Genomic DNA, 13,808 nt, shown 5'->3' on the forward strand with positions numbered 1-13,808 from the left:
CGCGAGTGACATGTGGGACGCGCCCGGCCTTTGTCTGCGGGTGTGTGGGTGGCTGGTCGCGCAGTTCCCCGCGCCCCTTAGGTGCCGCTCCGCGGCAATCCCCGGGGCGGCCCGAAGGGGCGCATTTAGGGGCGCGGGGAACTGCGCGACCAGCCCACCACTCAGCCGCAGACAGAGGCTGTTACAGCATCCCGGGCCGCCGGGGCGGCAGCGCGCCGCCCGGCGAACCCAACAACCGGAAACGTAAGGCCACTTCGAGCTCGAAGCGGGCGTCCGGGTCGTCGAGCGCGGACCCGAAGAGCTCCTCGATCCGGCGCAGCCGCTGGCGTACGGTCTGCGGGTGCAGCGCCAGCTGGTCCGCCACCTCGGGCGCACTGCCCCGATGGGACCGCAACCACACCAGGAGCGTGGTGGCGAGCCGGGTCGCCTGCTTCGGGGTGAGGTCGTCCAGGGGGCGCAGGCGCCGCTCGGTGAACAGCCTCACCAGCGGCTGGTCCCCGAGGAGCAGCAGATCGGGCAGGTGCTCCTCGCAGCGGACGATCCCGGCGGGCCGTACGAGGCGGGCGAGCAGCGTACGCGCCCAGCGCAGCGAGTCCGCCGCCATGGCGAGCGGCACGGTCGGCCCGACGACCGCCCCGCGCACATCGAGCGCCCCCGTGAACGCCAGGTCCCCGAAGGCCGTCGCCGGGTCCGGGACCAGCAGATACGGATCGGGGCCGTCCAGATCGGCGAGGACCGCCGGGGGCAGTCGGCGGTGCGTGCGGTCGCGCTCGGCGGGCGGTCCGAGCGCGACGCACGCCACAGTCTCCGGCAGCGTCCAGCCCGCCGCCACCGCGGCCTGTTCGAGTGCGGACGGCGCCGCGCCGGACACGATCCGCCCCAGCAGATGGTGGCGCCGCCGCCCCAGCGCACCCGCCTTGTCGGCCTGCGCCTCGGCGTAGCCGCGCACCGAGACGGCCGAGATCTCGTCGATGTGCGCGAACACCGCCTCCGCGAGCAGCACCACCTGGTCGGCGCCCATCCCGGCCCGCCGCGCCGCCCGCGCGTACCGCCGCCAGGCGACGCGCGCCCCGAGCCGGTACGCGGCCTGGAGCGCGTCGAGACTGCGGCCCTCCGCGAACTCGCCGCGCCCCAGCACCCAGTAGACCCGCCACCGGTCCTCGCGCCGGTCACCGTCCGGTGCCGCGCCGCCCTCCACCAGGTCCGCGAATTCGGCCAGCGCGGTTTCCACGCCGCGCTGTATTCCGTATCCGAATTTTCCGTCCAGCGGTCTGGAGAATTCCGGTACGTGCAGTCGTATCTGCCGGATCACCTCGGCCGCCGTGGAGCGCTGTTCCTTTCGCAGCTCGGCGGCGAGAGAACTCGGCAGAGCAGCCCAGGGCCCGGCCATGGGGGCGAGTATGGGTGGTTGTTACTCACCGGTCAATGGCCTGGCGGAGGCCGTCAGAGGCTGCGTACGAAGGCGCTGAAGGCGGCGGGGCCGACGATGAAGGCCCCGCCGTCCGGGTTCTTTGAGTCGCGGACGGCGATGCGGTGGGGTTGGGCGGCGATTTCGACGCAGTTGCCGCCGGTGTCTGAGCTGTACGACGACTTCTGCCAGGCGGCCGCGCCGAGGGGAGCACACTCGACGCAGTCGCCGCCCGTGTCACCGCTGTACGACGACTTACGCCAGCGGGCGCTTGCCAGGTACTCGTTGGTCCCCATAACGCTCCTCCATTACGCGGGCGATCAGTGCGGCCGAGTCCTCCACAGAGAGGGCAGTGGCCTGCAAATGATCGTAACGGAGTGAACCCTCCCTGATAGCTTGCGGGTTGGCCGTCATGTGACCCGAGACGAAGTCTTCGGTGTAGACGAGATCCGGGTCGTCGTCGAAGCGCAACATGGTGAACTCGCCACCCGCCAGACCCGCGTGCGCACCCGCCGCGAAGGGGAGGATCTGAACCCTCACCCACTCCCGCTTCTGCTGAACGTGCAACAGGTGCTGAAGCTGCTTACGCATGATCTCCGGGCTGCCGATCTCCTGGTGCAGCACGGCCTCGGTCATCACCACCCAGACCAGCGGAGCCACCTCGCGCTCAAGGATTCGCTGGCGTTCCATGCGGGCCTCGACGAGCCCGTCGACGTTGCCGTCCGGACGGACTCCCAGTACGGCACGCGCGTAGTCCTCTGTCTGGAGCAACCCGTACACGAGCTGAGCCTGGAACGACGAGATATACGCCGCCCGCGCCTCCATCTCCGCGTACTGCTGGAACCACGACGGCAGCTGGCTGCGCAGGACCAGCCCGACCAGCCGCCCGAAGAACCCCTCCGTGAGGAGCGCCGCGTCCAGGCGTTCGGAGATGTCCCGGGTCGGGACCTTGCGCGCCGTTTCGATCTGGCCGATCAGCGACGCGGCGCAGAAGATGCAGTTTCCGAGCTGCTCCTGTGTCATTCCGGCTGATTCGCGCTTGCGGCGCAGCTCGGAACCGTAATAGTCCAGCGGCGAGGCGCTGGGATCGAGGTCTCGGATGTTGACCATGATGACGGGTCACCCCCAACCACACGCGGTGGACAGATTTTTCTGCCCCTACCGACCGTAACCAGATCGCCGCACTCTGGTGGCGTGAATCACGCAACTCACCCTTCCGAGGCGCAAGTTGGGGGTCGCTACGGCATGAACATCACCGTGGGCGACCATTCGGCCCGGCATCTGCGCCGCATTCTGCGCTGGTATCTGGTCAACTGGTCGATGACCGCCGTCGCCGACGCGGCCACACTCGCACTGACCGAGCTGACGGCCAACGTCGTACGCCATGTGCCCGGCCGCCACTGCCATGTCCTGATACTGGCCAGGCCGTCCGGAGTGCGCGTCGAGCTGACGGACGACTGCGCCGAGCTGCCGCACGCCCCCGCCCGTACCGACGAACTCGCCGAGTCGGGGCGGGGGTTGCTGATCGTGGCGGCGGTGACGGACCGGTGGGGGGTGCTGCCGCACGCGTGGGGCGGGAAGACGGTGTGGTTCGAGTGCGACGTGCCCGCCGCCGTCCGCACCCCCTAGCGGAACCCGCCCATGGCGGCGCGCACTTCGTCGAGGGTGGCCTCGGCGAGGGCGTTGGCGCGCTTGTTCCCCTCGCGCAGGACCTCGCGTACGTACGTGAGGTCCTGCGCGTACTCCGCGCGGCGGGTCCGCATGGGGGCGAGGAAGGTGTTCACGGCGTCGGTGGTCTGCCGCTTCAGCGCGGCGGCGCCGCCGTCGCCGATCTCGGCGGCGATCTCGTGCGGGTCGCGGCCCTGGCAGAGGGCGGCGAGCCGGAGCAGGTTGGCGACGTGGGGGCGGTTCTCGGGGTCGTAGGCGATGTGGCGGTCGGCGTCGGTGGTGGCGCGGCGGATGACGGCGGCCGTCTCGTCGGGGGTGGCGCCGAGGGGGACCGCGTTGCCGCGCGACTTGCTCATCTTCGTGCCGTCGGTGCCGGGGAGGAGCGGGGTGTCGGAGAGCAGGATCTCGGGCTCGGGGAAGACGTGCCCGTAACGGTCGTTGAAGCGGCGGGCGATCGTACGGGTGACTTCGAGGTGCGGGGCCTGGTCCTGGCCGACCGGGACCAGGTCCGGTTTGCAGAACAGGATGTCGGCGGCCTGGTGGGCCGGATACGTGTACATCAGCCCGCTCACCGCCGACTGGCGCGAGTGCGCGATCTCGTCCTTGACGGTGGGGTTGCGGCCGAGCTCGGCGACGGAGACGAGGCTGAGGAAGGGGAGCAGGAGCTGGTTGAGGGCGGGGACGGCGCTGTGGTTGAAGATCGTCGTACGGGTGGGGTCGATGCCGGCGGCGAGGTAGTCGAGGACCAGGCCGAGGGTGTGCCCGACGAGGTCGTCGGCGAGGTCGCGGTCGGTGATCACCTGGTAGTCCGCGACGACGAGGATCACTTCGGCGCCTTCGTTCTGGAGGCGTACGCGGTTGTGGAGCGTGCCGAAGTAGTGGCCGAGGTGGAGGGGGCCGGTGGGGCGGTCGCCGGTCAGGATGCGGGGCGCTGCGCTGGGCATGGGGTGGGCCTCTCTGGGTGGGTGGCGGGGCCGGGGGCGACCGGTCCGGCCCGATCCGATCCAGAGGGATCCGGGTATGCGAAAGGGCCGTCCGTGTCGAACGGCCCTTTGGTCATGCAGGTGGGGTGGCCGCTCCTAGGAGGAGGGCCACCAGCACAGACACTGCATGGAAGACATGGGGGCAGTGTAGCGGGGCGGGCGGCTACTTGTGGGCGTGGTCGCCGACGTAGAAGAGGAGCCAGACGAAACCGGCGAAGAGGTGTGTGCCGAAGATGTAGAACCCGGCGCGGAGGGCTATGCCGCGTTCCTTGCGCTTCTCGGTGTCCTCGGCCATGGGGTCCAGGGTACGGGGTGATCCTGCCCGGTGTTCGTCTGCGGGCCGGTGGTGGGTTGCTCGCGCAGTTCCCCGCGCCCCTTTTTGGCCCGGTGTTCGTCTGCGGGCCGGTGGCCGGTTGCTCGCGCAGTTCCCCGCGCCCCTAGAAATGCCGCTCCGCGGCATCCCCCTGGGCGTCCCGCAGGGGCGCATCTAAGGGGCGCGGGGAACTGCGCGACCAGCCCACCACCGGGCCGCAGACGAAAGGTGACGCATTCCGCGAAGCGGGCGGGTGGGCTAGCGCGGGGATGCGATCGAGCGGGCCGCGCGGACCTCCTGGCGGAGGGGGGCCAGGACGCTGTCCTCCGGGCCCGTCAGAGACGCACGGACCTCCACCAGCGTGGAGGAGGCACGGAGCCCGTCCGCCAGGGCCCGCAGCTCGCGCGCGACCTCCGCCACTTCAGCAGGCCCCGGCGCCACCGCCCCGTGATTCACCCGCACCCGCGCCGCCGTCGTCGCGTCCACGATCCGCTCCACCGCCACCACCAGCGGCCACCACGCCGCCGCCCGCGCCCCCGTCGGCGGCGGCTCGGTCAGCGCCCGCTGGAACTCGGAGCGGACCACCGACAGGTCCCGGTAGATGCGGCGGCGCCGACGCACCCGTTCCACCTGGTCCGGCCCCGCGGAAGCGAACGCGCACTCCACGTACCCCGCCGCCTCCCCCACCGCATCCGCCAGCCGGTCCCCGATCCGCGTGTGCCAGCTCTCCGGCCACAGCAGATAGCCCGCCACCAGGGAGATCCCGCAGCCGATCAGGCTGTCCCACAGGCGCGGCAGGACCAGGGCGAAGCCCTGGTGGTTCAGGACGTCCGACAGGAGCAGGATCACCGGGGTGATCGCGGCCGTCTGGAAGGCGTACCCCTTCGCCGAGAACGCCGGGATGAGGGCCGCCAGCACCACCATCACCGGCACGTCCCACCACCCGCGCGGCACCTCCGCGAGCACCGCCGCCGCCGTCACCAGCCCCACCGCCGTGCCGAGCGCCCGCAGCACCGCCCGCGAGAACACCGACCCGAAGTCCGGCTTCAGGACGAACGTGACGGTCAGCGCCACCCAGTACGAGCGCGGCACCGCCACCAGCGACACCAGCGCCTGGGCCAGCCCGATGCAGAGCGCGAGCCGCAGCCCGTACCGCCAGGACGCCTGCGAGAACAGCACGTTGCGCGCGCCCCGCCGCAGCCGGATCCGCAGCGCCGCCGGGCGCCCGAGCCGGTCGTCGACGTTGTACGGGTCGGGGTCCGGCTTGTGCACCACCACCGCCGCGTGCCGCAGCGCCGCGTCCACCGCCCGCTCGGACGGCTTGGCGGGCTCGGGAAGCGCCAGGTCGGGCACCGGACCCGTCCGCGCCTGTTCGACCGCCGTCGCCAACTCCCGTACGGCGGCAGGGATCTCGGCGGGCAGCGGCCGTCCTCGCAGGTGCGCGGCCGGGGCCGCCTCCACCAGCGGGATCACCACGTTCAGCTGGGCGAGCAGCCGCACCAGCGGGCTGCGTCGTCCGTGGTCGCGGGTGCGGCGCGCGAGCACCAGGTCGTACGCCGTGTTGAGCGACTGCGTGACCGCCTGCCGTCTGGCGTCGTACGCCGGTGTGCCCGCCGCTTCGAGCAGCTCGGCCACGGAACGGTAGGTCGCGGCGACGGCCGCCCGCTCCGGGACCCGGTTGCGCAGCGGCCAGCCGAGCAGGGTGAGAAGGAGGACGAACAGGCCGCCGAGGGTGAGCAGCAGCGGCGCCTTCCACCACGGCGACGGCATCGGAAGGCCCGCCCCGACCACCGCGTTCAGCAGGAGCAGCAGCCCGGAGACCGAGGCCACCGCGCCGATGGACGAGATCATCCCGGAGACCAGCGCCACCAGGGTGAGGGCGATGACGGCGAGCCAGCCGTCCCCGTACACCAGGGTGCCGAGCGTGACGCCGATCGCGCCGAACAGCTGCGGTACGGCGATGTTGAAGACCCGCATGCGGTACGCGTCGGCCGTGTCGCCGATGACCCCGGACAGGGCGCCCATCGACACGAGCGCGCCGTACGTCGGCTGGTCGGTGGCGAAGCCCACGGCGAGCGGGGCCGCGAGGGCGACGCCGGCGCGGGCGACCGCGGGCCACACGATCGGTGTGCTCTGCGGGCGCAGCCCGCTGACCAGCCACTGCGGCGGCGCCAGCCGCACCCGTCCCCGGTCGCCCGGGCCCTTGTCCACGTCGAGCTGTGCACCCATGGGATCAGTATGCGATCACGGTGAATGAGACCTTTTGGGTGGGTCTTGCGAGACGATGGATCTTGCCCGGTCTTTGTCTGCGGGTGGGTGCGTGGCTGGTCGCGCAGTTCCCCGCGCCCCTAGGTAGTCGGCCGCAGCCGGAGATCCCAGCTCAGCCACAGTCCTTTAGGGGCGCGGGGAACTGCGCGGCCAGCCCTCCACCGGCCCGCAGGTGAGTGTTCGACCTTCGGAATCTTTATCCACACCCTGTGGACAAAGATTCCCACCGCACCCACGCCCTACGGCACGAACAGCGTCTTCCCCCGCGCCCCGCCCGCCCGGTTCCGCTCCAGCGCCTCCGGGACCTTCTCCAGCGGGTACTCCGCGTCCACCGGCAGATGCACCTCGCCCGCCAGCGCCGCCGCGGCCAGCGCGTCGAGCAGCGCGCCCGTCGCCGTGAGCCGGAAGTTCACGCCCTTGCCGGGCGGGGCCGCGCCACGGGTGCTCAGCGCCGCGCCGCCCGGCCGCATCAGCGAGGCGTACGCGTCGAAGGACTCGGTGTCGGCCGACACCAGGTCGATCACCGCGTCCACTCCGCCCGGCACCGCCCGCGCGCACGCCTCCCGTACCGACTCCTCCGTGGCGTCGATCGCGTACACCGCGCCCAGCGCCCGCATCCGCTCCCGCTCGTCGCCCCGCACCACCGCCACGACCCGCAGGTCCCGTGCCGCCGCCAGTTGGGTCAGCGCGCTGCCGACCCCGCCCGCCGCGCCCACCAGGAGCAACGAGTCGCCCGGTTCGAGGGCCACGCCGGTGCGCAGGATCTGGAGCGCGGTCATCCCGGCCGTGGGCAGCGCCGCGGCCGCCCGCAGCGCGAGCCCGTCCGGCACCCCGGCGATCGTCGAGTCCTGCGGCACGGTCACGTACTCCGCGTACGTGCCGGTCCCCACCGGTGGCCGTCCCGCCTGCCCGTACACCGCGTCGCCCACCACGAACCGGTTCTCGCCCGGCCCGACCACGTCCACGCGCCCGGCGAAGTCCAGGCCCAGGACCAGCGGGAAGACATGCGGGGCCCGGCCGTCGAGGAGGCCGTCGGCGACCTGCCAGTCGAAGGGGTTGAGGGCGGCGTACTCGATCTTCACCAGGACCTCGCCGGGTCCGGGCGTCGGCTTGGGGACGTGGACGACCTCCGGTGTGGCCCCGAAGGCCTGGACCGCGACAGCGCGCATACGCGTACGACCTCCTGCTCGGCCCCCCTGCCCCGGGCTCCCGGACGGTCCGATCCTCACCCAGGAACGCGCCACCCGCACCCCGGGTCACCGGCCGTCCGGCCTACCCCTCGAACAGTTCGAGGTCGACGGCCAGCGCCCGGTGGTCGGTGTCGCGCAGGGTCAGGAACCGCACCGACCTGACCGTGAAGTCGTCGCCGCTGACGAGCACATGGTCGATCTGGGTACGGAAGGGCGTGGTGCGGTCGGCGGGCCAGGAGTACGTACGCGACTTGTCCGCGAGCCGGGCACTGTCGTGCAGTGCGCCCGCCTTGAGGACCGAGCGGAACGCGGCGTGGTCCTGGGTCGCGTTGAAGTCCCCGGCGACGATCACCGCCTCCCCCTTCGCCGACGCCGCGAAGTCCCGCACCCGCCCCAGCTCCCGCCGCCACGCGCCCTCCCGGCCCGGCAGCGGGGGCTCGGGATGGGCGAGCTGGAGCCGTACGTCCCGGCCCGCGACCCGCGCCACCGCGCCCGGCATGGCCATCGCGGAGGGGATCGTGGGGGCGGCCGTCAGCGGGTACTTGCTGAGGATCGCGGACCCGGCCGAGCCGTCCTCGCGGACGACGTTCCGGTACGGGTAGTCCGCCTTCGCCACACGCTGCTCCAGCGCGTCCGCGCAGCCGAACGCGCACTCCTCGACGAACACGAAGTCCGGCTTCTCGCGGCCGATCGCCGCGATCAAGTCGTCCGTCGCCCAGCCGAATTCGGTGTTGGAGGTGAGGACGCGCAGCTGGCCGAGGGGGCTGCCGTGCGGGCGGGTGATCTCGGCGCCGTACGGCTGGGTGTACCAGCCGGTCACGGCGAGCACGGCGAGCGCCCACGCCATCCCGAGCCGCCACCGCCCGAACGCGGACAGGACGAGCGCCGCGCCGCCGGGCACCAGCAGCCACGGCAGGAAGGCGAGCAGCTGCGGCACGGGCGTGACCCCGTCGACGTCCGCGGCCCGGCACCCGACGACCGCGCTGACCCCGGCGAGCACGAGCCCGCCCAGGACCGCGGCGGCCCGCCGCCACGGGTGTCCCCGCTCCCCGGGCGGCCCCGCCGCCGTGTCCGTGGCGGGGCCGGGCGGTGCGGCGTTGAGGGCGTCGGCGTTGGCGTTGGCGTCCAAAGGGCCCTCCCGGTCGGCGGTTCGGCAGGCCGTGGTGCCCTCAAGTATCCGCCGGTGCGGTCCTTCAGCCCGTCAGATGGGCACGCAGGGCCGCGTTGAACTCGGCGGGCCGCTCCAGATTGGGCAGATGGGCCGCCGACTCCACGACGACGAGGGTGGATCCGGGGACCGCCGCGTGCATCGCCTCGGCGTCCGCGACCGGCGTGTACGTGTCGTCGCGGCCCACGACGACCAGAGTGGGGACGGTGACGGTGGTGAGCAGCTCGCGGTAGTCGGGCCGCTCGGCGCGCCCGCGCAGCGCGGCGGCGGCGCCCTCGGGGTCGGTGGCGGTCATCATCCGGTACACGTGCGCCTTCACCTCGGCGTCCGCGCACGGCGCCACCATCTTCTCCAGCACCTCGTCCGCGTACGGCTTCATGCCCTCGCGTACGAGCCGGTCGGCCATCTCACGGCGGGCGGTGCGCCCGTCCGGGGTCTCGGCGGCGGGGAAGGTGTCGGCGAGGACCAGCGAGCTGATCCGCTCCGGGAAGAGGCGGTAGCACTCCATGACGATCTGGCCGCCCATGGACAGCCCGCCGAGCGCGAAGCGCGCGAGGCCGAGGCGGTCGGCGAGCGCGCGGAGGTCCTCGGCGAAGTCGGACAGGAGGGTGGTGCCGGGGGTGACGGGCGCGCTGCCGTAACCGCGCAGATCGGGGACGACGACGCGGTGCGTCCGCGCGAACTCCGCTGCCTGGGGGTCCCACATCGTGCGGTCGAAGGGATGGCCGTGGACCAGGAGCAGGGCGTCGCCCGTGCCCCGGTCGGTGTAGGTGGTGGGCATGTCCGGAGGCTAGGCGGCCCCAACTGGTCGGTGCAATAAGATCTTTGCTCTCGGTGCAATGTTCTGGAGGTACGCGGTGGACTACCGGCGGCTGGCGGACGGGGTGGCGAAGGCGATATCCGACGGGCGGCTGCTCCCGGGCGACCGGCTGCCGCCCCAGCGGACGTTCGCGCGCCGCCACCGGGTGGCGGTCTCGACGGCGATCCGGGCGTACGGGGAGCTGGTGCGGCGGGGCCTGGTGGTGGGGGAGGTCGGGCGCGGCACGTTCGTGCGGGCGGCGCCGCCGCACCCCGGGTCGGTGCTCGCGGAGGACAGCGGCCGTACGCCGGTGAACCTGGAGCTCAACTACCCCGTGGCGGATGGCCAGTCGGAGCTGATGGCGCGCGGGCTGGCGGCCCTGACCCGTCCGGACGTCCTCCTGGAGGCGACCCGCCCGGCGGCGGCGGACGGCACGCCCGAGGCACGCGCGGCGGCGGCCCGGGTGCTGGCCCGCCCCGACTGGAGCCCGGACCCGGCCGGCGTGCTGTTCGCGGCCAACGGCCGCGCCGCGATCGCGGCGGCCCTGTCGGCGCTGGTACGGCCCGGGGGCCGGGTCGGGGTGGAGGAGCTGACGTATCCGCTGGTCAAGGCGGTGGCGGAGCGGCTGGGGATCGTGTTGGTGCCGATCGGGACGGACGGGTCGGGGATGCTGCCGTCGGCGCTGGAGGCGGCGCACCGGCGGGCGCCGCTGAGCGCGGTGTACGTCCAGCCGACGCTGCACAACCCGCTGTCGCTGACGATGCCGGACGCTCGGCGCGAGGAACTGACGCAGGTGTTGCGGCAGTTGGGGCTGCCCGCGGTGGAGGACACCACGTGGGCGTTCCTGGCAGGCGCGGACACGCCCGCGCCGCTGGCCGCGTACGCGCCGGAGCGGACGCTGCTCGTGGACAGCCTGTCGAAGCGGCTGGCGCCGGGCCTGACAGTGGGGTTCCTGAGCGTCCCCGAGGCGTACGGGGAGGAGGTCGCGCGGGCGCTGCGGTCCGGGGCGTGGACGGCGGGCGGGTTCAACCTGGCGGCGGCGGTCCGGTGGGTCGAGGACGGCACGGTACAGGCGGTGACGGAGGCGAAACGGGCGGAGGCGGGGGCGCGGCAGGCGCTGGTGGCACGGCATTTGGGCGGTTTCACCGTCCGGGTCGCCCCGTGCTCGTACTACTGCTGGTGGGAGCTGCCGTCGCCGTGGCGCGCGGAGACGTTCGTGGCGGCGGCCGCGCGGGAGCTGGGGATCGCGGTGACGCCGGGGTCGGCGTTCGCGGTGGGCACGGCGTCGGCACCGGACGCGGTCAGGGTGGGGCTGGCTTCGCCGCCCCGGGAGGTCCTGGACGGGGCCCTTCGCCGGCTGGCGGAGCTCGCCGTACGCGGCCGGTGAGCCAGGCCGCCAGAGCCAGGGTGAGACCGGCGGCGACGGCGCCCCAGGCGGCGCCGCGCAGGGCCCCGGTGAGGGTGTCGTAGACAGCCGCGGCGGTGGCGGGGTCGGCGTGCGGCGGGAGGTCGGCGAGGGTCAGGACGCGGCCGAGGGCGACCAGGGCGCGCAGCCCGAACCCGCCCGCGGCGATGCCGAGGCCGGCGGCGGTGACGGAGGAGCGCACGGGTCCAGCCAACCCCGGGTTGCCGGGCGGAGCGCGCGGGTGTGGGCTGTATGGGGGAAGTGGAAGGAGTTGCGCCATGTCCGCACACGCAGCGATGCCGGTGCAGTCGTCCCGGCCCGGACCCCTCTCCGGCCTGTCCGCCCGTCTCGGCCTGCCCGTGGCGCTGATCGCCCTGCCGGTGGTCATCGGCGTCTGCTACGGCTTCTGGGCCGCGTCCATCAACCGCCACGGCGGCGAGGTCACCGGCGCGAACATCGCGCTCGGCCTGGTGTCCGGTGCGGTGATCGCCGCGCTCGGCCTGGGCCTGCTGATGATCCAGGGCCGCCTGCCCCGGGAGCTGCGGGCGGCGGCGTTCGGCACGCTGTTCGGGGCGGGGACGGGGTTTCTGTACGCGCAGTCGGGCGAGAGCGTGTTCGGGGCGTCGATGATGGGGGCGCTGCTGGGGGCGGGATGGCCGCGGCGGCGTTCTATGTGTTCTACACGCGGGAGTAGCGGCGAGCGGGGTTGCGTCGCCTTTCGTGTGCGGGCCGGTGGTGGGCTGGTCGCGCAGTTCCCCGCGCCCCTTAGATGCGCCCCTTCGGGGCGCCCCGGGGGATGCCGCGGAGCGGCACCTTTAGGGGCGCGGGGAACTGCGCGAGCAACCGGCCACCGGCCCGCGGACGGACACCGGGCTACAAGGGGCGCATCTCCGTCATCGGGGACTGCGGCGGGATCAGGCCCGGCAGCAGCCAGGGCTGGAAGAGGCTCAGTACCGCTAGTACCAGGAAGGCCGCCCCGACGACCTGCGAGAACACCGGGCCCAGCCGCCAGAGCTTCTCCACGAAGATCACCACGGCCACCGCGGCCATCGCCAGGACGTTCATGACGCCCAGCGGGACGAGCACGACCATCAGCCCCCAGCAGCAGCCCACGCAGTACGCCCCATGGTGCGCCCCGACCCGCAGATCGCGGGCCCGGGGCCGGAAGCCCGCGTAACGCACGAGCTGGCCCATCGGGCTCCGGCAGTGCCGCAGGCAGAGGTCCTTCCACGGGCCGAACTGGTACAGCCCGGCGACCAGGAAGGCCCCGGCGCCGAGCCACCGCCCGGCGCCCGGGTGCTCGTCCACCAGGGCCCCGGTCCCGGCGAGAAGCCCGTAGGCGATCAGGCCGAAGGCCGTCCAGGCCAGCAGATATCCGGCGACGAACTGGGCGGTACGCGCCACCCGCACGGCTCCCGTGGGCGACTGGCGCCCGATGGCACGCACCCAGGTGAGGGCCACCGGGGCCACCGACGGGAACATCATGGCGATCATCATGACCAGCCACAGCAGCAGGAACAGCGGGACGCCCATGCCCATGGTTCCGGGCTCGACCCCCATGTCACGGGCCTGGTCGACCACCAGCGCCCAGGCGAGAAGGGCGATCGCCGCCATCACGGACCAGGCGACCGCGAGCTGCCCGGCCGACAGCAGATTCGCCGGACGCAAAGGGGGTGACAGGGCCTTCCGGTCGAGGCGCACACCTCCAGCACAGCACGGCGGACCCGCGCGTGCGCGCGGAAGCGCGCGGGAACGCGTGTACGGGGAAAGCGCCTCCTCCGGACGCCCCCGCGGTGGGACAATCGAGGTGATACCCGTACGACCCGGGCGTGGGCCGGTGATGGCCCCCGGGGGCTCTGCCGTCCTCCCGAGACCGACGTCCCGGCACGGTCACGAGGAGGCAGGGAGATGTCCGAGACGACGGCGACCGTTCCCCGGTGGCACGCTGCGGGCGACTGGTTCGACACCTGCAAGTGCGACGTGCCCTGCCCCTGCTCGTTCGCGCAGCTGCCCACCCACGGCGACTGCGACGGCATCCTGGCCTGGCACATCCGCGAGGGCCGTTACGGCGACGTGGGGCTGGACGGCCTGAACGTCCTGATGCTGGCCTCGTTCGTCGGCAACATCTGGGCCGAGCACACGGACACGTACGCCGCGGTCTTCGTCGACGAGCGCGCCGACGAACCCCAGCGCGAGGCGCTTCAGATGATCTTCGGTGGGCAGGCGGGCGGCTGGCCCGCCGAGATGGTGACCATGATGGCCGGCGAGATGCGCGGCATGGAGTTCGCGCCCATCGAGATCGAGGTCGCCGACGACCTCGCGAGCTGGCGGGCCGTGGTGCCGGGCCGGGTCGAGGCGAGCGCGGCGGCGCTCACGGGGCCCACGACGCCGGAGGGCGCGCGCGTCCAGTCGACGAACCTGCCGGGTGCGGAGACCGGACCGGGCCAGGTCGCGACCTGGGGCCGCTCGACGGTGGACCGTGCCGACGCCCACGGGTTCCTCTGGAGCCGCGAGGGCCGGTCCAGCAAGCACATCACCTTCGACTGGACGGGGCCCGACTAGCCGCGTCGTTTCGCTCGGGCGGAATGCGTCGCTCTTCGTCTGCG

The 13,808-nt window shown here is 73.1% G+C and carries 15 protein-coding genes; 3 read left to right on the top strand and 12 right to left on the bottom strand.

Features of this window, described 5'->3' with window-relative positions:
- Nucleotides 1-181 precede the first annotated feature (181 nt).
- Genes BX283_RS20775 through BX283_RS20785 form a run of 3 tightly spaced genes read right to left on the bottom strand, consistent with a single transcriptional unit; the run spans nucleotide 182 to nucleotide 2,518 of the window.
- Complete coding sequence (locus BX283_RS20775; RefSeq protein ID WP_101389064.1) at nucleotides 182-1,390, bottom strand: CdaR family transcriptional regulator; 1,209 nt, start codon at nucleotides 1,388-1,390, stop codon at nucleotides 182-184.
- Between the two features lie 53 nt (nucleotides 1,391-1,443).
- Complete coding sequence (locus BX283_RS20780) at nucleotides 1,444-1,704, bottom strand: DUF397 domain-containing protein (protein WP_101389065.1); 261 nt, start codon at nucleotides 1,702-1,704, stop codon at nucleotides 1,444-1,446.
- Nucleotides 1,664-2,518, bottom strand: a complete 855-nt coding sequence (locus tag BX283_RS20785; RefSeq protein WP_101389066.1) for a helix-turn-helix transcriptional regulator — start codon at nucleotides 2,516-2,518, stop codon at nucleotides 1,664-1,666. The genes BX283_RS20780 and BX283_RS20785 overlap by 41 nt, the downstream gene beginning before the upstream one ends.
- A 135-nt stretch (nucleotides 2,519-2,653) precedes the next feature.
- Here BX283_RS20785 and BX283_RS20790 point away from each other — a divergent pair, with 135 nt between their 5' ends.
- Nucleotides 2,654-3,037 carry an ATP-binding protein gene (locus BX283_RS20790; protein ID WP_101389067.1) on the top strand — a complete coding sequence of 128 codons (384 nt, stop codon included), beginning with the start codon at nucleotides 2,654-2,656 and terminating at the stop codon, nucleotides 3,035-3,037.
- Here BX283_RS20790 and trpS read toward each other — a convergent pair.
- From trpS to BX283_RS20815, 6 genes are all read right to left on the bottom strand, one after another.
- Nucleotides 3,034-4,020 (bottom strand): tryptophan--tRNA ligase, encoded by a 987-nt coding sequence (trpS, locus tag BX283_RS20795; RefSeq protein ID WP_101389068.1) that lies wholly within the window; start codon nucleotides 4,018-4,020, stop codon nucleotides 3,034-3,036. The two genes, BX283_RS20790 and trpS, sit on opposite strands and share 4 nt — an antisense overlap.
- 202 nt (nucleotides 4,021-4,222) lie before the next feature.
- Complete coding sequence (locus BX283_RS41645) at nucleotides 4,223-4,354, bottom strand: DUF6126 family protein (RefSeq protein ID WP_257583316.1); 132 nt, start codon at nucleotides 4,352-4,354, stop codon at nucleotides 4,223-4,225.
- Between the two features lie 276 nt (nucleotides 4,355-4,630).
- Entirely contained in the window at nucleotides 4,631-6,601 is a 1,971-nt protein-coding gene (locus BX283_RS20800) for an FUSC family protein (protein WP_101389069.1), read from the bottom strand.
- Nucleotides 6,602-6,879: 278 nt separating this feature from the next.
- Nucleotides 6,880-7,809 (bottom strand): NADP-dependent oxidoreductase, encoded by a 930-nt coding sequence (locus BX283_RS20805; RefSeq protein ID WP_101389070.1) that lies wholly within the window; start codon nucleotides 7,807-7,809, stop codon nucleotides 6,880-6,882.
- A 103-nt stretch (nucleotides 7,810-7,912) separates the two neighbouring features.
- Nucleotides 7,913-8,959, bottom strand: coding sequence for an endonuclease/exonuclease/phosphatase family protein (locus BX283_RS20810; protein ID WP_101389071.1), 1,047 nt, complete (start codon nucleotides 8,957-8,959; stop codon nucleotides 7,913-7,915).
- 64 nt (nucleotides 8,960-9,023) lie between these two features.
- On the bottom strand, nucleotides 9,024-9,779 hold the full coding sequence (locus BX283_RS20815) for an alpha/beta fold hydrolase (RefSeq protein ID WP_101389072.1): 756 nt from the start codon (nucleotides 9,777-9,779) through the stop codon (nucleotides 9,024-9,026).
- Nucleotides 9,780-9,837: 58 nt separating this feature from the next.
- On the opposite strand from BX283_RS20815, the gene BX283_RS20820 reads away from it, so the two are divergent.
- Entirely contained in the window at nucleotides 9,838-11,184 is a 1,347-nt protein-coding gene (locus BX283_RS20820; RefSeq protein ID WP_101389073.1) for a PLP-dependent aminotransferase family protein, read from the top strand.
- Here the strand turns inward: BX283_RS20820 and BX283_RS20825 are convergent.
- The 3 genes from BX283_RS20825 to BX283_RS20835 form a co-directional block, all read right to left on the bottom strand.
- Nucleotides 11,099-11,404 carry a hypothetical protein gene (locus BX283_RS20825; protein ID WP_101389074.1) on the bottom strand — a complete coding sequence of 102 codons (306 nt, stop codon included), beginning with the start codon at nucleotides 11,402-11,404 and terminating at the stop codon, nucleotides 11,099-11,101. The two genes, BX283_RS20820 and BX283_RS20825, sit on opposite strands and share 86 nt — an antisense overlap.
- 195 nt (nucleotides 11,405-11,599) lie before the next feature.
- The gene (locus tag BX283_RS40685; protein ID WP_180357210.1) at nucleotides 11,600-11,764 is read right to left on the bottom strand and encodes a hypothetical protein; all 165 of its coding nucleotides are present in this window, start codon (nucleotides 11,762-11,764) and stop codon (nucleotides 11,600-11,602) included.
- A gap of 311 nt (nucleotides 11,765-12,075) precedes the next feature.
- Complete coding sequence (locus tag BX283_RS20835) at nucleotides 12,076-12,903, bottom strand: DUF2182 domain-containing protein (protein ID WP_101389075.1); 828 nt, start codon at nucleotides 12,901-12,903, stop codon at nucleotides 12,076-12,078.
- A 207-nt stretch (nucleotides 12,904-13,110) separates the two neighbouring features.
- On the opposite strand from BX283_RS20835, the gene BX283_RS20840 reads away from it, so the two are divergent.
- Complete coding sequence (locus tag BX283_RS20840) at nucleotides 13,111-13,764, top strand: DUF1326 domain-containing protein (RefSeq protein ID WP_101389076.1); 654 nt, start codon at nucleotides 13,111-13,113, stop codon at nucleotides 13,762-13,764.
- Nucleotides 13,765-13,808: the final 44 nt, after the last annotated feature.

This window comes from Streptomyces sp. TLI_146 (assembly GCF_002846415.1).
In the GTDB taxonomy this organism is placed as follows: Bacteria; Actinomycetota; Actinomycetes; order Streptomycetales; family Streptomycetaceae; genus Streptomyces.

Coding starts and splice junctions, on each gene's coding strand:
- BX283_RS20775 (WP_101389064.1), bottom strand. CDS start 1,390: ATGGCCGGGCCCTGGGCTGCTCTGCCGAGTTCTCTCGCCGCCGAGCTG.
- BX283_RS20780 (WP_101389065.1), bottom strand. CDS start 1,704: ATGGGGACCAACGAGTACCTGGCAAGCGCCCGCTGGCGTAAGTCGTCG.
- BX283_RS20785 (WP_101389066.1), bottom strand. CDS start 2,518: ATGGTCAACATCCGAGACCTCGATCCCAGCGCCTCGCCGCTGGACTAT.
- BX283_RS20790 (WP_101389067.1), top strand. CDS start 2,654: ATGAACATCACCGTGGGCGACCATTCGGCCCGGCATCTGCGCCGCATT.
- trpS (WP_101389068.1), bottom strand. CDS start 4,020: ATGCCCAGCGCAGCGCCCCGCATCCTGACCGGCGACCGCCCCACCGGC.
- BX283_RS41645 (WP_257583316.1), bottom strand. CDS start 4,354: ATGGCCGAGGACACCGAGAAGCGCAAGGAACGCGGCATAGCCCTCCGC.
- BX283_RS20800 (WP_101389069.1), bottom strand. CDS start 6,601: ATGGGTGCACAGCTCGACGTGGACAAGGGCCCGGGCGACCGGGGACGG.
- BX283_RS20805 (WP_101389070.1), bottom strand. CDS start 7,809: ATGCGCGCTGTCGCGGTCCAGGCCTTCGGGGCCACACCGGAGGTCGTC.
- BX283_RS20815 (WP_101389072.1), bottom strand. CDS start 9,779: ATGCCCACCACCTACACCGACCGGGGCACGGGCGACGCCCTGCTCCTG.
- BX283_RS20820 (WP_101389073.1), top strand. CDS start 9,838: ATGTTCTGGAGGTACGCGGTGGACTACCGGCGGCTGGCGGACGGGGTG.
- BX283_RS20840 (WP_101389076.1), top strand. CDS start 13,111: ATGTCCGAGACGACGGCGACCGTTCCCCGGTGGCACGCTGCGGGCGAC.